The following is a 23977-nucleotide window of genomic DNA, read 5'->3' as shown; positions in this document are numbered from 1 at the left end:
TGCCGCTGCGGTGACGCGCGCAGGGCATCCAACCGCGCACTGTCGTAATGCTGCTGTCTTGCAGCGCAGATCAAAAGCTTGCCGACTGACGTTTACACCAGCGTGGAGCGGCGCTTCTCGTCGATCCACTTCGAGGCCTGGGCCGGCGTGTAATGCTGCATCCATTCCAGCATCTGCTCGATGTCGCTGCCGTACCACAGGTCGGTGCGCTGATCCGGGTGCAGGAAGCGCTCTTCCACCATGCGATCGATCATGCCGATCAGCGGCCCATAGAAATTTTCGATATCCAGAAAGGCGCAGGGCTTGTTGCCGATGCCGAGCTGGCGCCAGGTCAGCATTTCGAAGATCTCCTCCATGGTGCCGAAGCCGCCGGGCAGGGCAACGAAGGCATCTGACAGTTCGAACATGCGCATCTTGCGCTCGTGCATGGAGCCGACGATTTCCAGCGCGGTCAGCCCGCGGTGCGCCACTTCCCAATCGGCCAGCTGCTGTGGAATGACGCCAGTCACTTCGCCGCCGGCAGCCAGTACCGCATTGGCCACCGTGCCCATCAATCCAACATTGCCGCCACCGTAGACCAGACGCAGGCCCTGTGCAGCAATGCGCTGGCCCAGCGCAGTGGCGCGTTCGACATAGGCGGGTTTGTTGCCGGCATTGGAGCCGCAGTAGACGCAGATGCTTTTCATGGGATTCGGGAGTTGGGATTGGGGATTGGTAAAAGCGAGGCAGCGCTGCTGATTGCAGGTGATGCCATCGGCAGGGGGCGCGCTGAATTGTTTGAGTTCTTGCCTGGCTTGAAAAACATAACGCCGGGTTTTCACCCGGCGCCATGTCATTGCCGGAGAGGGCCGGGACGGAGAGCCGCAGTTGCGAATCCCCAATCCCGAATCCACCAATCCCGGTCAGTTGGCCTTATGAATCGCGCGCTTGCTCACCGCCATCGCGGCATCGTGGATCGCCTCGGACAGCGTCGGATGCGCGTGGCAAATACGTGCCAGGTCATCGGCCGAGCCGTTGAATTCCATCGTCAGCACGCCTTCGTGCACCAGCTCGGAGACGCCCACGCCGACCAGGTGCATGCCCAGCACGCGGTCGGTTTCGGCATCGGCGATGACCTTGACGAAGCCGGCCGGCTCGCCCATGGCCACCGCACGGCCGATCGCCGCGAACGGGAAGCTGCCGGCCTTGTAGGCGACGCCCTCGGCCTTCAACTGCTGCTCGGTCTTGCCGACCCAGGCAATCTCCGGCTCGGTGTAGATGACCCACGGAATAGTGTCGAAGTTGACGTGGCCCGGCAGGCCGGCGATCAGTTCGGCCACCGCGATGCCTTCCTCGAAGCCCTTGTGCGCCAGCATCGGGCCGCGCACGCAGTCGCCGATCGCCCACACGCCATCCACGCCGGTGTGGCAATGGCCATCGACCTCGATCTGGCCGCGGTCGGTGACCTTGACGCCGGTGCCGTCGGCCAGCAGGTTCTTGGTGGCGGCCTTGCGGCCCACGGCCACCAGCAGCTTGTCCACGGTCAGGGTCTGCTCGCCGGCAGCGTCGGTGTAGCTGAGCACCACCTGCTTGGCATCGCCGCTGCCGGTGATCTCGGTCTTGCCGACCTTGGCGCCGAGCTTGATGTCCAGGCCCTGCTTCTTGAATTCCTTCAGTGCGGTCTTGGCCACTTCAGCATCGGCCAGCGCCAGGAAGTCCGGCAACGCTTCGAGGATGGTGACCTCGGCGCCCAGGCGCTTCCACACGCTGCCCAGCTCCAGGCCGATCACGCCGGCGCCGATCACCGCCAGACGCTTGGGAACGGCGGTGAAATCCAGGCCGCCGACGTTGTCGACGATGGTGTCGCCGTCGAACTTGGCGAACGGCAGTTCGATCGACTCCGAACCGGCCGCCAGGATCACGTTGGTGCCCTTGAGCTCGATCTCGCCGCCTTCATGCTGGGTCACCTTGACGATGTTGCCCGGCAGCAGCTGGCCGAAGCCGTGGTACGGGGTGATCTTGTTGGCCTTGAACAGCATCGCGATGCCGCCGGTGAACTGCTTCACGATCTTGTCCTTGCGGCCGATCATGGTGGGCACGTCCATCTTGGCGTCGTTGAAGCTGATGCCGTGGTCGCCGAACAGGTGACCCATGTTCCAGAACTGGCGCGAGGAATCCAGCAGCGCCTTGGACGGAATGCAGCCCACGCGCAGGCAGGTACCGCCCAGCGCCGGCTTGCCATCCTTACCGATAGCCGCGTCGATGCAGGCGACCTTCATGCCCAGCTGGGCCGCGCGGATGGCGGCGTGATAACCGGCCGGACCGGCACCGATGACGACGACGTCGAATTGTTCTTGTTCGCTCATTCTTCGCTCACGAGATTGGGAATTGGGGATTGGGGATTCGTAAAAGCAGGATGCCCGGGAAGGGGCGGCTCTCGCCGATCCCCAATCCCGAATCCCCAATCCCGGCTTTCATCACAGGCCGAACAGCATCCGGCCCGGGTTTTCCAGCTGGTTCTTGATGTCGACCAGGAACTGCACCGAGTCCTTGCCGTCGATGATGCGGTGGTCGTAGGACAGCGCCAGATACATCATCGGGGCGATCACGACCTGGCCGTTCTCGGCGATCGGACGTTCCTTGATCGCATGCATGCCCAGGATGGCGCTCTGCGGCGGGTTGATGATCGGGGTGGACAGCAGCGAGCCGAAGGTGCCGCCATTGGTGATGGTGAACGTGCCACCCTGCAGGTCGTCCAGGCCCAGCTTGCCGGCACGCGCCTTGGCGGCGTAGTCGGCGATGCCCTGTTCGACGTCGGCGAACGACTGGCGCTCGACATTCCGCAGCACCGGTGTGACCAGGCCCTTGTCGGTCGACACGGCGATGGAGATGTCGCTGTAGCCGTGATAGATGATGTCGTCGCCGTCGATCGAGGCGTTGACCAGCGGGAAGCGCTGCAGCGCGTTGGCGGCCGCCTTGACGAAGAAGCTCATGAAACCGAGCTTGATGCCGTGCGCCTTCTGGAACTCGTCCTGCAGCTCCTTGCGCGCGGCCGAGACCTTGGCGAGGTTGACCTCGTTGAAGGTGGTCAGCATCGCAGTGGAGTTCTTGGACTCCATCAGGCGCTTGGCGATGGTCTTGCGCACGCGGGTCATCGCCACGCGCTCTTCCGGACGGGCGCCGGAGGCCTTGCCCACGCCGCCGGCCTTGGCGAAGTTGACGATGTCTTCCTTGGTCACCGCGCCACGCCGGCCGGTGCCTTCGACCTGGGCCGGATCCACGCCCTGAGTGATCGCGGAAAAACGCGCACCCGGCGGCAGCGCATCGGCAGCCGACTTGGATGCAGCGGCAGGCGCAGCGGCAGCAGCCGGGGCAGCAGCGGCAGGCGCCGGTGCCTCGGCCTTCTTCTCGTCGGCCGGTGCGGCCGCAGCCACGGCGCCTTCTTCGATGATCGCCAGGATCTGGTTGCTGGTGACGGTGCTGCCGGCTTCGAACTTGATTTCCTTCAGCACGCCGTCGACCGGCGAAGGAACTTCCAACACGACCTTGTCGGTTTCCAGGTCGACCAGATTCTCGTCGCGCTTGACCGCTTCACCGGCCTTCTTGTGCCAGCTGGCGATGGTGGCGTCGGAAACGGATTCGGGCAGTACCGGAACTTTGACTTCGGTGGCCATTCGGGGAGCGTCCTAGGGTTTTCGTTCTTTGGGGAAGAGGAGTTATTCAGCGACCTGGTCGTTGAACGGATTGAGCAGCGCATCGGCGACCAGCTTCTGCTGTTCGGCGATGTGGTCGGCCATATGGCCGGCGGCAGGCGAGGGCGAACGGGCACGGCCGGCGTAATGCAGGCTCTGGCCGCCGGCCAGGCAGAAGTTCAGGTGGTGGCGGATCTGGTACCACGCCCCCTGGTTCTGCGGTTCTTCCTGGCACCACACCACGTCGGTGGCGTTGGCATAGCCCTTGAGCTCGGCCGCCAGTTGTGCACGCGGGAACGGATACAGCTGTTCGATGCGCACGACGGCCACATCGTCCTGACCACGCTTGGTCTGGTCTTCGAGCAGGTCGTAATAGACCTTGCCCGAGCACAGCACCACGCGCTTGACCTTGCCGGCATCGGCCTTGGCGTCGGGAATCAGATGCTGGAACTCGCCTTCGGCCAGTTCTTCCAGGCTCGATACCGCCAGCTTGTGACGCAGCAACGACTTGGGCGTCATCACCACCAGCGGCTTGCGGGTGGTCATGCGCATCTGGCGGCGGATCATGTGGAAGCACTGCGCCGGTGTGGTCGGCACGCAGACCAGCATGTTCTCCAGCGCGCACAGCTGCAGGAAGCGCTCCAGACGTGCGGAGCTATGCTCCGGGCCTTGCCCTTCGTAACCATGCGGCAGGAACAGCGACAGGCCCGCAATGCGGCCCCACTTGGCTTCGCCGGCGGCGATGAACTGGTCGATCACCACCTGCGCGCCGTTGGCGAAGTCGCCGAACTGCGCTTCCCACACGCACAGTGCGTTCGGGTCGGTGGTGGAGTAGCCGTATTCGAAGCCCATCACCGCTTCTTCGCTCAGTAGCGAGTCGATGACGGTGGCGTCTTCGGGGTTCTGCACCAGCTGGCGCAGCGGCAGGTAATAGTTGTCGGTCTTCTGGTCATGCAGGATCGCGTGACGGTGGAAGAACGTGCCGCGACCGGCGTCCTGGCCGACCAGGCGCAACTTGTGGCCTTCGGCCAGCAATGTCGCGTAGGCAAGGTTCTCCGCGAAACCCCAGTCGCCAAGCTGCTCGCCTGCCGCCATCTTGACCCGATCGTCGTAGATCTTCGCCACGCGGGCATGCAGCTCGACGCCTTCCGGAATGGTGGTGATCAGCTTGGCCAGACGGTCCAGCTGCTCGCGCTGGACGCGGGTGTCGACCGGATCGGCGGCGGTGCCGACCAAGTATTTGGACCAGTCGATGGCGAATTCGTCCGGCTTGCGCTTGGCAAGTTCGGTGGTGTATTCGCCCGAATCGAGCTTGTTGCGGTAGCCGTCCACCAGCGCCTTGGCCTCGTCGGCGCTCAGCACGCCGTCGCTTTCCAGCTTGGCGGCATACAGCTCGCGGGTGGTCTTGTGCTTGCGGATGGTCTGGTACATCACCGGCTGGGTCGCTGCCGGTTCGTCGGCTTCGTTGTGGCCCCAACGGCGGTAGCAGACCAGATCGATGACCACGTCCTTCTTGAACTGCTGGCGGAATTCGTAGGCCAGCCTGGAAACGAACATCACCGCGTCCGGGTCGTCGCCGTTCACGTGGAAGACCGGCGCGCCGATCATCTTGGCCACGTCGGTGCAGTACAGCGTGGAGCGGGCATCGTCGCGAGTGCTGGTGGTGAAGCCGATCTGGTTGTTGACCACGATGTGCACGGTGCCGCCGACGGCGAAACCGCGCGCCTGCGACATCTGGAACAGTTCCATCACCACGCCCTGGCCTGCGAAGGCGGCGTCGCCATGGATCAGGATCGGCAGCACGGCCTTGCGCTCGGCATCGCCGAAGCGCTCCTGGCGCGAACGCACGCTGCCGACCACGACCGGGTCGACGATTTCCAGGTGCGAGGGGTTGAACGCCAGTGCCAGATGCACCTGCTTGTCGCCGCCGACTGCGATATCGGCCGAGAAACCCATGTGGTACTTGACGTCGCCGGTGTGCGCGCGGTCGTCGTGGGCATGCTCGAACTTGCCTTCGAACTCGTCGAACAGCTTGCGCGGGTTCTTGCCCAGCGTATTGACCAACACGTTGAGACGGCCGCGGTGGGCCATGCCGATCACGATATCCTTGACCTGATCGTTGCCGGACTGGCGAATGATCTCGTCCATCATCGGGATCAGCGCGTCGCCGCCTTCCAGCGAGAAGCGCTTCTGGCCGACGTACTTGGTATGCAGGTAGCGCTCCAGGCCTTCGGCGGCGGTGAGCCGTTCGAGCGTGCGCTTGCGGCTGGCCGCATCGCCGGCGATCTTGCCGCCGGCATCTTCCAGGCGCTTGTAGATCCACTGGCGCTGGTCGAATTCCTGGATGTGCATGAATTCGGCGCCGATGGTGCTGGCGTAGGTCGCCTTCAGGCGGGTCAGCAGATCCTTCAGCTTCATCCGCGGCTGGCCGCCGACGCCGCCGGTGCTGAACTCGCTGTCCAGATCCGCCTGCGAGAGGCTGTGGAACGGCAGGTCCAGATCGGGCGGATTGACCGGAGGGGTCAGGCCAAGCGGGTCCAGCTGCGCGCCCAGATGACCGCGCGCGCGGTAGGCGGTGATCAGGCGGCCGACGTTGCGCTCGCGTTCGTCGCTGGCACTGGCGCCGGTTCCGGCATTGGCGGCCTGCTTGGAGGCGGAGAGAATGTGGGCGATGGCGGCCGAATGCGGCACATCCCCGGCATCGCGACCCTTGAAGCCGTCGAAATAACTCTTCCACTTCGGATCGACACTGTCCGGGGCGACGAGGTACTGCTCGTACAGATCCTCGATGTAGGCGGCGTTGCCGCCGGCGAGCTGCGATGACTGCGCGAACTGCTTTAGGAGATTATCCACGATGGTAAGTCGGGTCTGCTGTGGGGATGATTGTGCGGAAGCGGCAGAGCGAGATGCCCTGTCGGTCGGTTTCAAATCTCGAAAAATTATACCCCCTTGCGCTAGTGAGGGGGCGTCTGCCAGCTGACCGGACGGGTAGGTGCGACCGCCTGGCGCCTACGTGCGAAGGGCGCTGCGGTCTCAGATGCCGAGTGCGCGCGGTTCGTTCCAAAGCGCGCTGCGCTCCCATATCTGCGCGAATTCGCGCTCCAGCTGGCGGCTGCGCGCCGCGCCCGACAGCCAGGTTTCGCCATCGTCGAAGCGATGGCCTGTTGGACGAAAGTAGTAGGCGTCATCGCCCACCACATAGGCCGACGCATAGCTGGCATCGACCGGGTCACTGACTGCACGGAAGCGGAACACGCTGGGCAGGCGCTGGGCCAGGCGCAGCATCGCGCTGCTGCCGGCAGTGGCGCTGGCGGTGTCCTGCACCAGCACCTGCACCCGCTTGTCGTGGCGGGCGGTGGCGAAGCGGCGCAGCGCATCGAGCACTGCGGGGGTGTCGAACAGCGGCCGATCCAGTGTCCGCGTATAGATCAGCACCTGGCGGCGTGCGGCGCACAGCAGGCCGGTGGTGGCGGCCAGGGCCGTGCGCAGGTCGTCCACCGCCATCGGTCCGTCGAGTCGGCGATGGACCGGCGTGCCGGGTGCATCGCCGACATCGGCACTGCGGTCGGGTGACAGGTCCGCAGGGCCGTCGGGAAGAAAACCCTGGCGTGCGAAGACCGCCTCGGCGCCTGCGGTGACACGGGCCTGCAGGCGAGGCCAGCCGCGCTGGGCGGCGCTGGCGACGGCGGCGGCGAGCAGCTGGTCGGACAGGCCGCGGCGGCGCCAGTCCGGCAGCAGGCCGAGCCGGTCGATGCGCCGGTCCGGGGTCAGCCGGACCGAGGCGACCAGTCGGCCCCCCTCGGTCCGCGCGGCCAGATGCAGGCTGAGCGGGTCCAGCGCGTCCCACTCGGCCTCCGCGCTACTGCCCGGGGCCGCGCCGGCCCAGGCCAGGCGCAGCGCACGCAGGGCGGCGGCGTCGGTGGCCGGGTCCAGCGAAACGATCTGTGGCCGGCCGTGCAGGCTCATGTGCGCGGAGAGATGTCTTCGTCTTCGTCGATGTCCGAGGCATCTTCTTCGCCATCCTCGTCCTCGTCCTCGTCCTCGACTTCGGCGAGGTCCGCTTCGGCAGCATCGACGCGCTCCTCCGGGGTGTCCGCGTCGTCGGCGACCTCCTCCACGTCCGCGTCGTGGTCGATGGCGTCGTCGGCTTCCACGCTATCGGCATCGTCATCTGCGTCGTCGTGATCGGCCGACACGCTCAGCGCAGCTGCCTGTGCGTCGTCGATGTCCTCGATGTCGTCCTCCGCCTCGTCATGGGCGCGCTGGTAATGGCCATGCGCCAGCAGCTCCAGCACCACTTCGCGACCGCGTGCCGACAGCTGCCCGTAGAGCGCGCCATCGATGGCTTCGGCTGCCGCCAGGCGAGCGGCGTCCTTGGCCGACAGCGCAAATTCCAGGCCGCTGCAGAACAGGGTGGCGCCGCGCTTGGCACGCCGCCAGGCCAGCCGCGACCACGGGTGGCGATACAACACCACGCCTTCGTCCAGTGCCTGTTCGACCGCCTCGCGCGGAATCGGCTCGGGTGCCGGCACCACGTCGCCGGAGGCGCGGTAGGTGGTCATGAAGCGGCCGAACCAGTCGCCCAGGCGATCGGGGTCGTTCATGCGCAGCGCGTTGAGCGCGGCGACCACGCGGTTCATTGCGGTGACGTCGATCTCGTACGGGTCAGCCGGCACCTTCAGGTCTTCGTCGTGATAGCGCACGGCCTCGTCGGCATCGGCGATCAGGGTGTCCAGGTAGTCGCCGATCAGCTCGGCCGAGGAGGGCGCGCGGGTGCCGATGGAGAAGGTCAGGCAAGGATCTTCGGCCACGCCGTGGTGCGGCACCAGCGGCGGCAGGTACAGCATGTCGCCCGGGCCCAGCACCCACTCGTGGGTGGGCTTGAACTCGCGCAACAGCTTGAGGTCGACATCGTCGCGGAACGCCTGCGGCGTGGGCTTGCGGCCCTGCGAGGCACGTGCGTCGATCTGCCAGCGGCGGTGGCCCTGCCCCTGCAGCAGGAACACGTCGTAATGGTCGACATGCGCGCCGACCGACCCGCCGGTGGCGGCGAAGCTGATCATGATGTCGTCGATGCGCCAGCGCGGCAGGAAACGGAACTGCTCCAGCAGGCCGCGCACATCGGCGTCCCATTTATCCACGTCCTGCACCAGCAAGGTCCAGTCATGGTCGGGCAGGCCGGGGAAGTCGGTTTCCTGGAACGGGCCGCTGCGCACGTCCCAGCCATCGGTGGCGCGGTCGTGGCTGATCAGCCGCGCCAGCACGCCATCCTCGCAGGCCAGCCCGGCCAGGTCCTCCGGCTGCAGCGGCGAGACGAAGTCCGCGAAGGCATTGCGGATCAGCAGTGGGCGCTTGTGCCAGTAGGTGCGCAGGAAGCGCTCCACCGGCATGCCCAGCGGCTGACCCGGACGGGCCTGGACTTCGATGACGGGAGGGTTTGCCTTGCGTGCAGCCATGGGGGTTCCTTGCAGGAGATCGATGAAGTGCCGGCGCAGGCCGGGCCGGCGCGTAGCGGCACCATTGTCCGATGCCTGCGCCGGATCTGCACCTGCAAGCGAGGGCGCGAACAGGCAAGGCTTCAGGGAGGTGGTGGCCTGCGATCAATGATCCCGATGCAGGCCCGCTGCGGCGAAACGGACACTGCCGTGCGGCACGCCGAGACGGCCTGGCCCTGCAGGTGGAGAAGATCGGCGTGGCCGGAGTGACGTGTTGGCCACCGATGATGCAGCTGGATGCGGATCTGGCGCGGATCCAGGCGGCAGGGTGCCCGATGGCACAGGAGGCCGCCGCGGCATGCGCGACACACTGCGCCACCGCAGTCGCTGTGCTGCTTGTCAACAAGGAAGGGTGTGATGCGCCGTTGGAGACTGGGTGTGCTGGTGCTGGTTGCCAGCTTGGGCATCGCCAAGCCGCGCGAGGTGACGCTGGTGGCAGCGCGTCGTCCCTGACAGGAAGCAATGCCTTGGTCGCGGTGATCCGATGAGTGCGACGCCTTGCAACATGGCGCTGACCGAGGCTGGGATATCGGTCCAAGCCATAGCCGTGGCAACAGCTCTTGCCCAAAGGGTGTCTACTGTCAACGCGCAGCGTCGGTAGCGGCGCTGCGCACCTGGAGCAGCCAGCAGCCTGCTGCATAGACGCCAGGCGGACGTGGTCGGCGCACGGAATCGGCATGGACCACGCGTACGCTCCGGTGCTGAGCGCGCCGTCCATCCGCCCGACGACTGCTCGCTACGTTCTGTCAGCCGATTCCAGCTGGCTTACATCACCTTGTTGCCACTGCCGCTGTCGTCCAGTGTCGGCTTGCTGGATGGGTTGACGGTGTTGTCGTTGCCGGAAAATCGGACTTGCTTTACTTCGCGCGCCAACACCAGGTTCTTGTTGCCCTGGATGTCCACGCTGTCCACATTGGTCAGATTCAGCGCGTTGTCGTGACCGGTCACGCTGAGCTGGCCGAGCTGCCTGTTGAGCACGGTGAAGTTGCTGCCTTCCACGCGGATGCTACTTGCGTTGTCCAGATTCATCGCGCCGCGTGAGGCGGTGATAGTCACTGCGCCGCAGTTGCCATGCAGGATCCACTCGCTGTCGTTGCGGGTCAGGCGCACATCCTTGCCACCGCAGTCCGCGCCGCTGGCCGGGTCGGACTGCGGTGGAGGACATGGCCGATACTGCCTGCGCGGCGGGGCCGTCGGCACCGCATCCGCTCAATGCGGCGATGCTGGACAGCGCAAACAGCGACGCGATACTCCGAACTGCACGCATGGGTGGTCCCTCGCTTGGATGAGGCCGGCACCTTAGCAGCCAAGCCGGGAAGCGTCGTTGACGCCGGCTCGACGCCTGGGTGTTGCCGATCAATCCGGCCGCACTTTTCTATTCTGGACGGCGGCGCGCAGGCGAAAATCCATCGTGCATCAGCTAATGTCCGGTCCTGCCCGGCACGGCCATCGTCTGTGTTTCATCCGCTTGGAGCGACCCGCAAATCGTAGCGAGCAGTCGTAGGCGGCGTACAAAAAACCGAAGCGGACGGGTGGTGCATGTCGGTTTCGGGCGCCGCTCGCGCCCGTCTGGTGGTTGCGCCGTCGTGTTGTTGGCCGCTTTCAGATCGTGCGGGCCAGCCGCTCGGCCAGGCCGGTGTAGCCGCCCGGGGTCAGCGCACGCAGGCGCTGCTTGTCGTCTTCCGGCAGCTGCAGGCTTTCCACGAAGGCCTGCATCGAGGCCGCGGTGATGCCCTGGCCGCGGGTCAGGGCCTTCAATTGTTCGTACGGATTGGGCAGGCCGTGGCGACGCATCACCGTCTGCACGGCCTCGGCCAGCACTTCCCAGGCTGCGTCCAGGTCCGCGTCCAGACGCTCCGGGTTCACGGTCAGCTTGCCCAGGCCCTTGGCCAGCGAATCCAGCGCCACCTGGGTATGGCCGAACGCCGTGCCGAGCGCGCGCAGCACGGTGGAGTCGGTGAGGTCGCGCTGCCAACGGCTGATCGGCAACTTGGCGGAAAAGTGCTCGAACAGGGCGTTGGCGATGCCGAAATTGCCTTCGGCATTTTCGAAGTCGATCGGGTTGACCTTGTGCGGCATGGTCGAGGATCCGACTTCGCCTTCCTTTAACTTCTGCTTGAAGTAGCCCAGCGAGATATAGCCCCAGATATCGCGCGCCAGATCGATCAGGATGGTGTTGGCGCGGCGGGCGGCATCGCCGACCTCGGCCACGTTGTCGTGCGGCTCGATCTGGGTGGTGTAGGGGTTGAACACCAGGCCCAGGCTTTCGACGAACCGCTGCGCGAACGCAGCCCAGTCCAGCTGCGGGTACGACACCAGGTGCGCGTTGTAGTTGCCGACCGCGCCGTTGATCTTGCCGGTCAGCTCGACCGCGGCGATCTGCTTGCGCTGGCGTTCCAGGCGCGCCACCACGTTGGCGATTTCCTTGCCCAGCGTGGTGGGCGAGGCGGTCTGGCCATGGGTGCGCGAGAGCATGGGCTGGGCCGCCTGCGCATGCGCCAGGCGGCGCAGCGAGGCGACGATGCCGTCCAGCGTGGGCAGCAGCACCTCGCGGCGTGCCTGCTCCAGCATCAGGCCGTAGCTGAGATTGTTGATGTCCTCGCTGGTGCAGGCGAAGTGCACGAATTCCAGTGCCGGGCCCAATTCGGCGTCGTCGGTGAGCTGCTCCTTGATGAAGTACTCCACCGCCTTGACGTCATGGTTGGTGGTGCGCTCGATCTCCTTGACGCGGGCGGCATGGGTGACGCTGAAGCCATCGGCCAGCGCACGCAGGCGCCGCGCAGCGCTCTCCGAAAACGGCGCCAGCTCGGCAATCCCCGGTTCGGCGGCCAGGGCCAGCAGCCACTCGATCTCGACCTTCACCCGCGCCTTGATCAGGCCGTATTCGGAGAAGATCGGGCGCAATGCATCCACCTTGGAGGCGTAGCGGCCGTCGAGCGGGGACAGGGCGAGCAGGGCGGAATCCGACATGGGCAGGGCACTGGGAAGCTGGCGGGGCCGGTATTCTACGCCGCCCCGGCCCCGGCCCCGGCTTCGCCCACCGGCCGCACCGTCACCGCCTGGATGCGATGGCCAGCCATGCGCCGCACGGTCAGCGCGTGGCCGTCCAGTTCCAGTGTTTCGCCTTCTTCGGGCAGCCGCTGCAGTTGGTGCACGATCAGCCCGCCGACCGAATTGACATGGTCCGGAGCGCTCAGGTCCTGGCCGAGCAGGCGCTCCAGGCGGAAGATCGAGGTGCTGCCGGCCACCAGCAGCGAGCCGTCCTGGCTGCGTACCGGGGCATCGCGCACCACGTGGCGGTGTTCGTCCTCGATCTCGCCAACCACCACTTCCAGCAGGTCTTCCAGAGTGAAGAAGCCCAGGATGCGGCCCTCCTCCTCCACGCACAGCGCCAGATGGGTGGTGCCGGTGCGGAATTGCTCCAGCGCATGGGGGATCGGGGTTTCCAGGGTCAGCAGCGTGGCCGGGCGCAGCAGTGGGCGCAGGTCGTCCAGATCCTGGCCGCGTGCCATCGCCACCAGCAGGTCCTTGGTATGCAGGATGCCCAGCACCTGCTCGCCGTCGGTGTCGAACCAGGGGTAGCGGCTGTAACGCGACTCGCTGAACTCGGCGAGCACCGCATCCAGGCTCATGCCCTCGCGCAGGCTACGCATGTGCTCGCGCGGGCGCATCAGGTCGCCGGCCACCAGGTCCGGTAACTCCAGTGCGTGGCTCATCAGTGTCAGCCCATGGTCGGGCGCGGGCGCGTTCGGATCCTGGCGCCCCACGATCAGCTTGAGTTCCTCGCGCGAGTAGCGGTGCGACTGATGTTCGACATCGCCCCAACCCAGCCGCCGCAACAGGCCGTTGGCACTGGTGTTGAGCAGCCAGATCGCCGGGAACATGATCCAGTAGAAGACATACAACGGCGCCGCGGTCCACAGCGACATCCGCTCCGGGCGGCGGATCGCCATGGTCTTGGGTGCCAGTTCGCCCAGCACGATGTGCAGGAACGAGATCAGGCTGAAGGCGATCGCCAGCGCGGTGAACTGTGCCGCTTCCGGCGACAGGCCGAGCATGTCCAACAGCGGCTGCAGCAGATGCGCGAAGGCCGGTTCGCCCACCCAGCCCAGGCCGAGCGAGGCCAGGGTGATACCCAGCTGACAGGCCGACAGATACGCATCCAGGTGCGCATGCACGCCGAGCAACAACCGCCCGCGCCACCCATTGTTCTGTGCCAGGCCCACCGCCTGGGTATGCCGCAGTTTGACCAATGCAAACTCGGCGGCAACGAAGAATCCGTTCAACAGCACCAGCAGCAGCGCGACGAAAAGCAGCAAGACGTTACCGAGCACGTCCGCCTCCGCATCGATCGGCTGCAACGCCCGAACGCATCAGCGCGGGCAGGGGCGAAACGGTGGCGGGTACAGCGAAGAACGACACGCTCGGTGCGTTTCTACAGTCAGGGTCGTCGCCCATGGCGGCGTGGTACCTCGGATGGATGAACCGGCAGTCTAGCCCACGCATTGCGACGACACCGTCGCAACGTGCCTGGCGAGTATCGTAGGCGGCCTCGCCAGCGTGGGTGCGCCCGCGGCCAGCCATTGCGTCACCACAGATCACCGATTGCGGAGAGTGCAGATGAGCGAACGTTTCAGGACCGAACACGACAGCATGGGCGACTTGCAGGTGCCCGCCGATGCGCTGTGGGGCGCGCAGACCCAGCGCGCCGTACAGAACTTTCCGGTCTCCGGTCAGCCGATGCCGCGCGGTTTCATTCGCGCGCTGGGGCTGATCAAGGCCGCTGCGGCGAGCGTCAACGCCGACCTGGGGCTGTTGCCGAAGGCGATCGCCAGGACCGTGCAGGACGCGGCCTTGCAGGTGGCAGAAGGCGCGCACGACGCGCACTTTCCGATCGATGTGTACCAGACCGGCTCGGGCACCTCGTCCAACATGAATGCCAACGAGGTCATCGCCACGCTGGCTACGCGGGCCGGCAAGTCCGCGGTGCATCCCAACGATCACGTCAATCTGGGACAGAGTTCCAACGACGTGGTGCCTACCGCGATCCGTGTCTGCGCCCTGCTTGCGGTGCAGGAACACCTGCAGCCGGCGCTGAAGCATCTGCGCAAGACCATCGACAAGCGCGCCAGATCGCTGGACACGGTCGTCAAGACCGGCCGCACCCATCTGATGGATGCGATGCCGCTGACCTTCGGGCAGGAATTCGGCGCCTGGTCTGCGCAACTGAGCTCGGCGCAGGAGCGGATCGACGACGCGCTCAAGCGCCTGCGTCGCCTGCCGCTGGGCGGCACCGCGATCGGCACCGGCATCAATGCCGATCCGCGCTTCGGCATGAAGGCGGCCAAGGCCTTGTCGACGTTGAGCGGAGCCAGGTTCGAAAGCGCGGAGAACAAGTTCGAAGGGCTGGCCGCGCAGGACGATGCAGTGGAGCTGTCCGGCCAGCTCAATGCGCTGGCCGTGGCGCTGATCAAGATCGCAAATGACTTGCGCTGGATGAATGCCGGGCCGTTGGCCGGGCTGGGCGAGATCGAGTTGCCGGCGCTGCAGCCGGGCAGCTCGATCATGCCGGGCAAGGTCAACCCGGTGATTCCCGAGGCCACCGTGATGGCCTGCGCCCAGGTGATTGGCCACCACACCGCGATTACCGTGGCCGGGCAGACCGGTAATTTCCAGTTGAACGTGACCCTGCCGCTGATTGCCTACAACCTGCTGGATTCGATCACGTTGCTGGGCAATGTGTCGCGGCTGCTGGCCGATAGCGCCATTGCCGGCCTGAAGGTGCGCCAGGAGCGCGTGCGCGAGGCGCTGGACCGCAATCCGATCCTGGTCACCGCGTTGAATCCCATCATCGGCTACGAAAAAGCGGCCGCTATTGCCAAGCGCGCCTACAAGGAGCAGCGCCCGGTGCTGGAGGTGGCCAAGCAGGACAGCGGACTGAGCGAAGCCGAATTACGCCGGTTGCTGGACCCGGCCGCACTGACGCGCGGTGGCATCCACGCCGGTGGCGGTGGCGGCGGCTGATCGCCGCCAGCCATGGAGGGTGTACATGCGGTCTTGCCGTCGATGCGGCAAGACCAGTGGCGTGATGGGGCTGGGCATCGCGCCCGCCGCCTGCGATCGAAGCGTTAGCGCAACTGCGCGGCTGCGTGGCTCAGTGTCGCTCGGCCTGCACGTTCCCGAAGCTTTCGCGGTACGGCTGCAGCGGCGGGATTTCTTCCAGCAGCTCGGTACTGAGCCGCTGGATTTCCGGCGTCGCGGTCAGCTTGATCGACTTGTAATCCGGGTCCGGGCCGGCGTCGTTGACCGCCTGCTGGCGCAGCATCTGCAGATGCCCGAACAGCAGTTGCAGCTTGGCGCGGGTCGGCTCCTTCTGCGGTAGCGCGATATCGTCGATCTTGAGCGTGCCGTCCGGGGTGATCTCCGCGTTGGCGGCGGGCGGGCGACGGATCATCACCGACTGCGTGGTGATGGCGACGCGCGGCTTGCCACGTTCGGCACGCCGGGACGACTGATCGCCGCAGGCGGCGAGTGTGCACAGCAACAGCGCCATGCAGAGCATCACGAACTTGTTCATGGGATCGGTGGGTCGAGGGGAGCGCACAGTGTAATCCCGCCGCGGTCTGCGGGTGCCGACGCGTATGGGCGGCAGGGCTGACAAAACGTCGCAGGGGTGCACCCACGAGCGGTTGCAGCGCAACCTCATCGCATGCCGCTGACGCGCTGCATGTTCCCCCGTGCGCCGTGTGCCGGCCGGTGCTTGCGGCCATGTCCGACCAGTCCAAATGCAGCGGCCGCGAGCACTACGGCGACGCACGCCGCCCTCAATCGCGGCAGTCGGCAACGTCCTTCTGGGTGAGATTGGCATAGGGGCCGAACTCGGGCACCGCACTGGCTGCCGCATCCTGCGCGCCGCGCAGCGTGTCCAGCTGGTCGCAGATAAGCATGGCCTTCTGTTTGAAGGTCTCCGCTTCGGCTTCGATCTTGTCGCCGATCTGGTCCGGGTTGCCGCTCAGCACGCCTTTGAGCGCTTCACCGGCGGCATGCGCGCCGAATGCCGCGCCCTGCGTGCCGATATCGATGCCCTTGGCCGCAACGCCCTGGATCTGCGCGTAGTACTGACGCATCGCCTGATGCTGCCCGTCGTTCAAGTTCACCGGTTTGCCGCCGATGCTGAGCGCACCGTCGGCACGGATGGTCGCCGCCGGCAAGCCGCTGCGCCTGAGCGTCACGCTCTTGCCGTTGAAGGTCACGCCGCCGCTGTCGTTCTCGCCCGACACCACCACCTTCGGCTCGGACTGGCCGCAGCCCGCCAGCAACACGCTGGCCATTACCGCAGAAATAAGCAGTTTCATCAGCTATCCCCCGAATAAAGAGTTACTTGTCCGCCGGCACGTGCACGGCGCCGCCCACATCGCTGGCGCTGATCTCGCCGCTGCCCTTGCGCGCAAGGCTCACATCGCCACTGACCTTGCGCACATGAATCGAGCCGGAGCTGATCGCCTCGACCCGGACGCTCCCCTGCACGTCCTCGATCTCCATCTCGCCCGACCCCACGGTGCCAACGGTGACGTTGCCTGCCACGGCGCGCAGTCTGACGTCGCCGGAGCCCACCTTGCCGACCTCGGTTGCGCCGTGGATCTGCTTGGCCTTCAGGTCACCCGAGCCCACCGCCAGCACGCGCAGCGATCCGATGTCCTCCAGCTCGATGTCGCCGGAGCCCACCTTGGCGGTGACGCGCCCCTTGCTGCGGCGGACGGTCATATCGCCAGAGCCGACATCGGCGCTGACGGATGCGGCACCGGTGATCTCGGCATCGCCGGAACCCACATCGAACTGCACCAGCAGGGTGTTGGGTACGCTGCCGCGCAGGTCCAGGTACGCATAGTTCTCGCCGATGGACATGCGGCTCAGGCGGTCTTCGGCCAGGGTCACCACCAGCTTGTCGCCAACCCGCTTCTGGGTCACGGTGAGCGCCTTGAGCAGCTCGGCCTTGGCCGCACAGGCGCGGCCGTGCAGGCGTGCGCCGGTGCCGGTGCCGGGTGCGGCGTCCAGACGCAGGTCGTTGGAGGCGACTTCGAACACCACCGACTTCACTCCCGCCAGTTGCAACTCCAGGCTGCGCGGTTCGGAGTACGTGCATTGCTCTTCGGCAGCCGCGGCGCCGGGCAATGCGAACAGAAGGGCCAGGGTCAGGGGCAGGCGCATGGGATGTCCTTCAGGCTTCGGAGCGCCGGCGGCGCAGGTAGATGGAGGCGACGATCAGGACCACACCGATGGCAGCACCGATCCAGATGTCGGCATTGCCATAGACGCGTGCGCTGTCGGTGTGCTGCAGGGCCCACTGCACCAGGTCGCTGGGGTTCTGCATGGCGCTGCTGTCCAGGTTGCCGCTGACCGCACGCGGCGACCAGGTGCCAGGCAACACGCTGAGCAGGCCGCGGTAGCACACGATGTACCAGATCCAGCCGATCGGCAGCGACACGCCCGGCATCGCCGACAGGATGCTCAGCATCACGCAGGCCAGCAGCGGGAACAGCACCGCCCACAGGAATGGCTTGCTGTTGGCCCAGGCCGAGCAGAACATCAGCCAGCCCACGGTCGGCAACGACCATAACAGGCTCATCGGCACGGTCGTGAGCAGCAACCAGAGCATCGCGAACGGATGCGAGTGGGTGGCCATCGCCCAGGGGCTGGGCGCACCGGCGATCAGGGCACCGCCGATGGCGATCAGCCACAGCGCCAGGCCCACCACCAGGCCGATCGCGATGGCGATCAGCGGCGCCAGCAACAGCGCCCAGGCCGCCTTGGACAGTACCGTCTGCACGTCGGACACCGGCAGTGATTTCCAGAACAGCACGCTGCGGTCGCGGCGGTCGTCGTACAGGCTGCCCAGTGCGTAGAAGAACACCACGAAGGCCAGCACCACCGAGGCGATGCCGATCCCGCCCAGCAGCAGGCCGTCGCCAACCTGGCCCAGGGTGCGGGTGTACTCGGCCATGTCGCCCAGGTTGACGCTGTCGCCAACCATGTTGCGGCGCGCGGTGATCGCACCGATCACGGCCCCCAGCAGCGCGAAGAACACCGCGATACCGCCGGTGATCACCTGCGCCCAGACGAAGCCGCCACGGTGTTCCCAGTATTCGCGTTTGAGCAGCCAGCCGAAGCTGCGGGCGGGCGATGCGTGCGTGGTCACTGCGTTCATGCGTAGGTCCCCTTCATGACGGCAACAAACAGATCGGCCAGGCCGGGATTGCGGGTTTCTCCAAAGCCGGCGAGCTGTGCCTTGGGCACACCATCGAACAGCATCACGGTCTTGCCGAACGGCAGGCTGCGTTCGTCGATCGGCTTGAGCGCACGTACGGCATCCAGGCGCTCGGCACCGACCAGTACTTCGGTGTAGCGCTCGGCAACGTCTTCCATGTCGGCAGTCAACACGATGCGGCCATCGCGGATGAACATCACATCGGTCAGGATGTGCTCGATTTCTTCGACCTGGTGGGTGGTGACGATGATGGTCTTCTGCTCGTCGAAGTAATCCTCCAGCAGGCGCTGGTAGAACTGCTTGCGGTACAGGATGTCCAGCCCCAGGGTGGGTTCGTCCAGCACCAGGATGCGCGCGTCGATGGCCATTACCAGCGCCAGGTGCAACTGCACGATCATGCCCTTGGACAGCTCGCGCACCCGCGATTTGCGATTGAGCTGGGTGTTGGTCAGGAAGCGCTCGCACTTGGCACGATCGAAGCGCGGGTGCACGCCGGCGACGAAGTCGATCGCTTCGCCTACCCGCAACCAGCGCGGCAGTACCGCCACGTCGGCAATGAAGCAGACCTCGTTCATCAGCGCGTTGCGCTCGGTGCGCGGGTCCATGCCCAGCACCTTCAAGTTGCCGTCGAAATCGGTCAACCCCAGCACGGCCTTGAGCGCAGTGGTCTTGCCGGCGCCGTTGGGGCCGATCAACCCGACGATGCGACCGGCGGCGATGGTGAAGCTGGTGTTGTCCAGCGCCAGCCGGTGTTTGTAGGCCTTGCGCAGGCCGTGTGCGTCGACGACATGGTCGGTGGAGACGGCGGTCATGGTGTTTTCCCCTGTGGCAATAGATCGTCGATGGACAGGCCCAGCCGCTGGATCCGTTCCAGCACCGCCGGCCATTCTTCATTCAAGAAACGCTCGCGTTCGCTTCCGCGCAGCTTCTGTGCCGCTTCCGGGGTCATGAACATGCCCAGGCCACGGCGCTTTTCCACCAGGTTCTCGTCGGCCAGTTCCTGGTAGGCGCGCGAGACGGTGATGGGATTGAGTTGATAGTCCGCCGCCACCTGGCGCACCGAGGGCAGGGCGTCCCCGGGCTTGAGGAGTCCATCGAGCATCATGGCAATGACCCGTTCCTTGAGTTGGCGGTAGATGGGAGCGCCGTCGCTCCATTGGATGTCGTTCATGATCAGCTCCGTGGGCGCAGGACCTGCGCGAAGGAGAAATAGGGCATCGACAGCGAAGCGCGCAGGTGCCGGCCGGGCCGGGTGCGCTCTTCGGGGGGAGGTGTCGCGTTTTCCGTAACCGCCTCCGACACGCCATAATCGGCGCCGGACTCCGTCACCTGACTGGAAGCGGCTCCCAGCCAACCAAGAACACACAGGGTGCTGCCGAACAGCAACAGCGGAACCGGTCGCGTGACACATGTGCTGTTCATGCTTTCCCCCTGCGTTGGATGACTGGTGTTGTATTCAACTATAACACCGACACGCGGGCCGTCAACTGCCTGTCATACCCAACTGATGGCACCCCGCGCGCAGCGGGTCGCCCACCCACTTCCGAGGACCTGCCCATGTTGTTCAAACGTCTGTTGGCCGGTGTATTTGCTGGCGTTTTGGCGAGTTCGGCGATGGCAGCCGGTGCGCCGCTGCTGGACCTGGACTACCGCCCGCTGGCCGGCAAGGCGCCGATCAACCTGAACCGTAGTTACGGCGGCAAGGTACTGATGGTGGTCAACACCGCCAGCAAATGCGGCTATACCCCGCAGTACGAGGGCCTGGAAGCGCTCAACCAGCGCTTCGGCAGCCGCGGCTTCGCGGTGCTAGGCTTCCCGTCCAACGATTTCCAGGGGCAGGAACCGGGATCTGAGAAGCAGATCCAGGAATTCTGCACGCTGACCTATGGCGTCAAGTTTCCGATGTTTGAGAAGGTGCATGTGCTGGGCAAGGAGGCGACGCCGCTGTACCAGCGGCTGACCCAGGCCACGGGTGTGGCGCCGGGCTGGAATTTTCATAAGTATCTGATCGGTCGCAATGGACACGTGGTGGCGCAGTTCCCCAGCAAGATCAAACCGGACGATCCAAGCGTGCTGGCGGCAATCGAACGCGAGCTCAATGCACCGTCGCGCTGAGCGCGGCTCTCGCAACGCCGCGTGCGCATGCGACAATGCGTGTTCAGCGCCGTCGGTGGCGCGTCTTTTCACTTTCTGGAACTGCATCGAATGAAGATGGGAAAGCGCGGCGCGGCGACGTCGCTACTGATGGTGGCAATGGCGGCTTCGATGCCGGCGATGTCGCAGCAACCGGCCGCAGCGGCCACCAAGGAGAAGCCAGTTTTGAATGCATCGTCTGAGAAAAGCACGCGCGACAACGTCAGCTACGCCATCGGGATGGACGTGGCGCGCTCGTTCGAGCCGATTGCCCAGGACATCGACCTGAGCGCGATGCAACGCGCCATCGAAAATGCGTTCAAGGGTGGCAAGCCGCTGCTGTCCGACGAGCAGACCCAGGCCACCGACACCGCCCTGCGCACCGCGTTGGCGGCCCGTAACGGCCAGCAGGTGCCGGGCATGGCGCCGGGCTCCGCGCCGGCCGCGCCGTCCAAGGAAAACGTCGGCCTGATGCTGGGCGACCGTGCGGTCGGTCCGTCGCTGGCCGGCATCAAGGACGAGATCGACCTGTCGATCCTGATGGAAGCGGTGCGTACCGTGTTCGCCAAGGGCACCACGCGTCTGACCCAGCAGGAAGCGGCCGCCACCATGCAGGCTTTCGCCTCTGCCAAGCAGGGCGCTGCCGGTGCCAAGAATCGCGAAGAAGGCAATGCCTTCCTGGCCAAGAACAAAACCGAGAAGGGCGTGATCACCACCGCTTCCGGCCTGCAGTACATGGTGTTGCGCCAGGGCAGCGGCGAGCGCCCGATGCGCACCAACAAGGTCCGTGTGAACTACGAAGGCAAGCTGCTCAACGGGCAGGTGTTCGACAGTTCCTACCAGCGCGGCCAGCCGGCCGAGTTCGGCCTGGACCAGGTCATTCCCGGTTGGACCGAGGGCGTCGCCCTGATGCCGGTCGGCTCGAAGTATCGTTTCTGGATTCCATCCAACCTGGCCTATGGCCCGAACGGCACGCAAGGCGGGCCGATCGGACCAGACGCAACGTTGACGTTCGATGTCGAACTGATGGGCATCCTTCCCTGATCTTCCGCAGGAGTCATTCCATCCATGCGCGTTGCGATCTTCGGCACCGGCTACGTGGGTCTTGTCACCGGTACCTGCCTGGCGGAAGTCGGGCATCAGGTCGTTTGCGTGGACATCGACCAGGCCAAGGTTGACGGCCTCAATGGTGGGGTGATTCCGATCTACGAGCCCGGGCTGGAGCCGATGGTGAAGGCCAACCATGCCTCCGGCCGGTTGCGCTTCACCAGCGACGCGGCCGCGGCGATCGCGCATGGCGAAATCGCCTTCATCGCCGTGGGTACGCCGCCAGACGAAGACGGTAGCGCCGACCTGCAATACGTGCTGGCAGTTGCACGCACGCTAGGCCGGCATATCGAAGGCCCGGCGATCGTGGTCAACAAGTCCACGGTGCCGGTCGGCACTGCGGACATCGTCCGCGCGGCGATCCAGGAAGAACTGGCCGCGCGCGGCGTCGCGTACGACGTCGACGTCGTCTCCAACCCCGAATTCCTCAAGGAGGGAGACGCGGTGGCCGATTGCATGCGGCCCGATCGCATCGTGATCGGTGCCACCAAGCCGGCCGCCGTCGCGCGCCTGCGTCGCCTGTACGCACCATTCAACCGTAGTCGCGATCGCATCGTGGAAATGGACGTGCGCTCGGCCGAGCTGACCAAGTACGCGGCCAACGCGATGCTGGCGACCAAGATCAGTTTCATGAACGAGATCGCCAACATCGCCGAGCGCGTCGGTGCCGACGTCGAGCACGTGCGTAACGGCATCGGCTCGGATCCGCGGATCGGCTGGCACTTCATCTACCCCGGCGCCGGTTACGGTGGTTCGTGCTTCCCGAAGGACGTGCAGGCACTGGCCAAGACCGCCGAGCAACATGGCATGCAACCGCGCCTGCTCAACGCGGTGGAGAGTGTCAACGATGCGCAGAAGGGGCATTTGTTCGAGCTGGTGCAGCGCCATTACGGCGGCGTCGGCAGCATCGCCAGCAAGACCTTCGCGGTCTGGGGGTTGGCATTCAAGCCCAACACCGACGACATGCGCGCGGCCTCCAGCCGCCGGTTGATGGCCCAGCTCTGGGACGCCGGCGCCAGCGTCCGCGCCTATGATCCGGAAGCCACCGGCGAGGCTCGGCGCATCTTCGGTGAGCGCGATGATCTGCATCTGTGCGAGGACGCCTTCGCGGCGCTGGAGGGCGCTGATGCATTGGTCGTGGTGACCGAGTGGAAACAGTTCCGCAGCCCGGATTTTTCCGGGATCAAGCAGGCCTTGAAGGACGATGTCGTGTTCGACGGGCGCAACCTGTACGACCCGCAGGAAATCGAAGCTGCCGGTCTGGCTTATTACGCCATTGGACGAGGCCGTTCGCTGTATGCATGAGCAACTTCCGCTGCACGACCGCGCGCTGGAAGCGCGGTTGATCGAATTGGAAACGCGACTGTCCTTCCAGGAACAGGCGCTCAACGAACTGAGCGAGGCGCTTGCCGATGCCCGGCTGACCGGCGCGCGCAATGCCGAACTGATCCGCCACCTGCTCGAGGATCTGGGCAAGGTGCGCTCCACGTTGTTTGCCGATGCAGCGGATGAACCGCCGCCTCCGCACTATTGAGTGCAGATTGCCACCACCATGAGCGATACCTTACGTGACCAACTGCTTGGCCTGGGCTTCAAGTCCGCGCCCAAGCCCGAACGCAAACCCGACGCACGGCCTGCCGCGCGTCCACATGGCAAGGGTGGCAAGCCCACTCCCGGCGGCAACAAGCCGCCCGGTGGCCAGGGCAGGGGGCCGCAGCGGCCGCCTGCCGCCGTAGCCCCCGATGGCGCCAACCCACGCAAGCATGACGGACGGCCTGGTGGGCCGCGTCCGCCGCAGGCCGGCGCCGACAGGCGCGTGCCCAGGCCGACCCGCACGCGCGAAGACATCGACCTGGCCAAGGCCTATGCGATCCGTGCGCAGCGCGAAAAGGACGAGCGCATCGAGGCCGAGCGTCTCAAGCAGGAAGAAGCACGCCTGCGCCGCGAAGCCAAGGCCAGGCTGGAAGAATTGCTCAAGGACAAGGGCCTGAATCACGCCGATGCGGAGATTGCCAGGCATTTCCCGTATGGCGGCAAGATCAAGCGGATTTATGTCACCGCCGATCAGCTCAAGGGGCTCAACGCCGGCGAGCTCGGCGTGCTGCAGCTCAATGGGCGCTACCTGTTGGTCACCGCCGAAGTCCTCGCCGAAGCCGAAGCGGTATTCGCTCCCTCGGTCGCACTGAAGGTGGACCCCAATGCGCCTGCGGGCGACGACCCGTATGCCGACCCCAAGTACCAGGTACCCGACGACCTGGTCTGGTAACGCTTGGGTGCAGTTGGGGTGTTCATGGGCACCTGAGGGT

22 protein-coding genes, 1 other RNA gene and 1 pseudogene are annotated in these 23977 nt (G+C 65.7%); 8 read left to right on the top strand and 16 right to left on the bottom strand.

Features of this window, described 5'->3' with window-relative positions:
• Nucleotides 1–92: 92 nt before the first annotated feature.
• The 6 genes from XCSCFBP4642_RS0117875 to XCSCFBP4642_RS0117850 all read right to left on the bottom strand — a co-directional run bounded on the left by XCSCFBP4642_RS0117875 (nucleotide 93) and on the right by XCSCFBP4642_RS0117850 (nucleotide 9127).
• The gene (locus XCSCFBP4642_RS0117875) at nucleotides 93–686 is read right to left on the bottom strand and encodes an LOG family protein (RefSeq protein WP_029220985.1); all 594 of its coding nucleotides are present in this window, start codon (nucleotides 684–686) and stop codon (nucleotides 93–95) included.
• A 216-nt stretch (nucleotides 687–902) separates the two neighbouring features.
• Nucleotides 903–2345 carry a dihydrolipoyl dehydrogenase gene (gene lpdA, locus XCSCFBP4642_RS0117870; RefSeq protein WP_029220984.1) on the bottom strand — a complete coding sequence of 481 codons (1443 nt, stop codon included), beginning with the start codon at nucleotides 2343–2345 and terminating at the stop codon, nucleotides 903–905.
• A gap of 111 nt (nucleotides 2346–2456) precedes the next feature.
• Nucleotides 2457–3653 (bottom strand): dihydrolipoyllysine-residue succinyltransferase, encoded by a 1197-nt coding sequence (gene sucB, locus XCSCFBP4642_RS0117865; protein WP_029220983.1) that lies wholly within the window; start codon nucleotides 3651–3653, stop codon nucleotides 2457–2459.
• 42 nt (nucleotides 3654–3695) lie between these two features.
• The gene (locus XCSCFBP4642_RS0117860) at nucleotides 3696–6524 is read right to left on the bottom strand and encodes a 2-oxoglutarate dehydrogenase E1 component (RefSeq protein WP_033898508.1); all 2829 of its coding nucleotides are present in this window, start codon (nucleotides 6522–6524) and stop codon (nucleotides 3696–3698) included.
• A gap of 180 nt (nucleotides 6525–6704) precedes the next feature.
• The gene (locus XCSCFBP4642_RS0117855) at nucleotides 6705–7637 is read right to left on the bottom strand and encodes a GNAT family N-acetyltransferase (protein ID WP_029220981.1); all 933 of its coding nucleotides are present in this window, start codon (nucleotides 7635–7637) and stop codon (nucleotides 6705–6707) included.
• Nucleotides 7634–9127, bottom strand: coding sequence for a ribosomal protein uL16 3-hydroxylase (locus XCSCFBP4642_RS0117850; protein ID WP_029220980.1), 1494 nt, complete (start codon nucleotides 9125–9127; stop codon nucleotides 7634–7636). Before XCSCFBP4642_RS0117850 ends, XCSCFBP4642_RS0117855 begins: the two co-directional genes overlap by 4 nt.
• Before the next feature lie 716 nt (nucleotides 9128–9843).
• Here XCSCFBP4642_RS0117850 and XCSCFBP4642_RS27530 point away from each other — a divergent pair.
• Nucleotides 9844–9918, top strand: a non-coding RNA gene (locus tag XCSCFBP4642_RS27530) — sX9 sRNA.
• 13 nt (nucleotides 9919–9931) lie between these two features.
• Here the strand turns inward: XCSCFBP4642_RS27530 and XCSCFBP4642_RS30170 are convergent.
• From XCSCFBP4642_RS30170 to XCSCFBP4642_RS0117830, 3 genes and pseudogenes are all read right to left on the bottom strand, one after another.
• Nucleotides 9932–10433: pseudogene (locus tag XCSCFBP4642_RS30170) on the bottom strand (DUF3060 domain-containing protein).
• Between the two features lie 335 nt (nucleotides 10434–10768).
• Nucleotides 10769–12136 carry an adenylosuccinate lyase gene (gene purB, locus XCSCFBP4642_RS0117835; protein ID WP_029220979.1) on the bottom strand — a complete coding sequence of 456 codons (1368 nt, stop codon included), beginning with the start codon at nucleotides 12134–12136 and terminating at the stop codon, nucleotides 10769–10771.
• Nucleotides 12137–12171: 35 nt separating this feature from the next.
• The gene (locus XCSCFBP4642_RS0117830; RefSeq protein WP_029220978.1) at nucleotides 12172–13500 is read right to left on the bottom strand and encodes a hemolysin family protein; all 1329 of its coding nucleotides are present in this window, start codon (nucleotides 13498–13500) and stop codon (nucleotides 12172–12174) included.
• Between the two features lie 286 nt (nucleotides 13501–13786).
• Between XCSCFBP4642_RS0117830 and XCSCFBP4642_RS0117825 the strand changes: the two genes are divergently transcribed.
• A complete protein-coding gene (locus XCSCFBP4642_RS0117825; RefSeq protein WP_029220977.1) occupies nucleotides 13787–15190 on the top strand; it encodes a class II fumarate hydratase in 1404 nt (467 codons plus the stop codon).
• 130 nt (nucleotides 15191–15320) lie between these two features.
• Here the strand turns inward: XCSCFBP4642_RS0117825 and XCSCFBP4642_RS0117820 are convergent, their stop codons facing one another.
• From XCSCFBP4642_RS0117820 to XCSCFBP4642_RS27520, 7 genes are all read right to left on the bottom strand, one after another.
• The gene (locus XCSCFBP4642_RS0117820) at nucleotides 15321–15743 is read right to left on the bottom strand and encodes a hypothetical protein (RefSeq protein WP_029220976.1); all 423 of its coding nucleotides are present in this window, start codon (nucleotides 15741–15743) and stop codon (nucleotides 15321–15323) included.
• Nucleotides 15744–15990: 247 nt separating this feature from the next.
• Nucleotides 15991–16521, bottom strand: a complete 531-nt coding sequence (locus XCSCFBP4642_RS0117815) for a DUF2884 family protein (protein WP_029220975.1) — start codon at nucleotides 16519–16521, stop codon at nucleotides 15991–15993.
• Between the two features lie 22 nt (nucleotides 16522–16543).
• A complete protein-coding gene (locus XCSCFBP4642_RS0117810) occupies nucleotides 16544–17374 on the bottom strand; it encodes a DUF4097 family beta strand repeat-containing protein (protein WP_029220974.1) in 831 nt (276 codons plus the stop codon).
• A 10-nt stretch (nucleotides 17375–17384) separates the two neighbouring features.
• Nucleotides 17385–18371: a hypothetical protein gene (locus XCSCFBP4642_RS0117805; RefSeq protein WP_029220973.1), complete on the bottom strand. Its 987-nt coding sequence runs from the start codon at nucleotides 18369–18371 to the stop codon at nucleotides 17385–17387.
• Nucleotides 18368–19243 carry an ABC transporter ATP-binding protein gene (locus tag XCSCFBP4642_RS0117800; RefSeq protein WP_029220972.1) on the bottom strand — a complete coding sequence of 292 codons (876 nt, stop codon included), beginning with the start codon at nucleotides 19241–19243 and terminating at the stop codon, nucleotides 18368–18370. Before XCSCFBP4642_RS0117800 ends, XCSCFBP4642_RS0117805 begins: the two co-directional genes overlap by 4 nt.
• Complete coding sequence (locus XCSCFBP4642_RS0117795) at nucleotides 19240–19602, bottom strand: GntR family transcriptional regulator (RefSeq protein ID WP_029220971.1); 363 nt, start codon at nucleotides 19600–19602, stop codon at nucleotides 19240–19242. The genes XCSCFBP4642_RS0117800 and XCSCFBP4642_RS0117795 overlap by 4 nt, the downstream gene beginning before the upstream one ends.
• 2 nt (nucleotides 19603–19604) lie before the next feature.
• Entirely contained in the window at nucleotides 19605–19853 is a 249-nt protein-coding gene (locus XCSCFBP4642_RS27520; RefSeq protein ID WP_084624577.1) for a hypothetical protein, read from the bottom strand.
• 135 nt (nucleotides 19854–19988) lie between these two features.
• On the opposite strand from XCSCFBP4642_RS27520, the gene XCSCFBP4642_RS0117790 reads away from it, so the two are divergent.
• From XCSCFBP4642_RS0117790 to XCSCFBP4642_RS0117770, 6 genes are read left to right on the top strand one after another with little or no spacing between them, the layout of a single operon-like run.
• Nucleotides 19989–20546, top strand: a complete 558-nt coding sequence (locus XCSCFBP4642_RS0117790) for a glutathione peroxidase (RefSeq protein ID WP_029220970.1) — start codon at nucleotides 19989–19991, stop codon at nucleotides 20544–20546.
• Nucleotides 20547–20581: 35 nt separating this feature from the next.
• Nucleotides 20582–20767 (top strand): hypothetical protein, encoded by a 186-nt coding sequence (locus XCSCFBP4642_RS30165; RefSeq protein ID WP_228325678.1) that lies wholly within the window; start codon nucleotides 20582–20584, stop codon nucleotides 20765–20767.
• A complete protein-coding gene (locus XCSCFBP4642_RS0117785) occupies nucleotides 20685–21608 on the top strand; it encodes an FKBP-type peptidyl-prolyl cis-trans isomerase (RefSeq protein ID WP_228325676.1) in 924 nt (307 codons plus the stop codon). The genes XCSCFBP4642_RS30165 and XCSCFBP4642_RS0117785 overlap by 83 nt, the downstream gene beginning before the upstream one ends.
• Nucleotides 21609–21632: 24 nt before the next feature.
• Nucleotides 21633–22976 (top strand): UDP-glucose dehydrogenase family protein, encoded by a 1344-nt coding sequence (locus tag XCSCFBP4642_RS0117780; RefSeq protein WP_029220968.1) that lies wholly within the window; start codon nucleotides 21633–21635, stop codon nucleotides 22974–22976.
• Nucleotides 22969–23205: a SlyX family protein gene (locus tag XCSCFBP4642_RS0117775; RefSeq protein WP_008576524.1), complete on the top strand. Its 237-nt coding sequence runs from the start codon at nucleotides 22969–22971 to the stop codon at nucleotides 23203–23205. Before XCSCFBP4642_RS0117780 ends, XCSCFBP4642_RS0117775 begins: the two co-directional genes overlap by 8 nt.
• An 18-nt stretch (nucleotides 23206–23223) precedes the next feature.
• Nucleotides 23224–23937: a DUF2058 domain-containing protein gene (locus XCSCFBP4642_RS0117770; protein WP_266104008.1), complete on the top strand. Its 714-nt coding sequence runs from the start codon at nucleotides 23224–23226 to the stop codon at nucleotides 23935–23937.
• Nucleotides 23938–23977: the final 40 nt, after the last annotated feature.

The sequence above is a fragment of the Xanthomonas cassavae CFBP 4642 genome, assembly GCF_000454545.1.
Classification (GTDB): domain Bacteria; phylum Pseudomonadota; class Gammaproteobacteria; order Xanthomonadales; family Xanthomonadaceae; genus Xanthomonas; species Xanthomonas cassavae.
The sequence above is the reverse complement of the archived record's forward strand: the minus strand, read 5'-3'. Positions and strand labels throughout refer to the sequence as shown.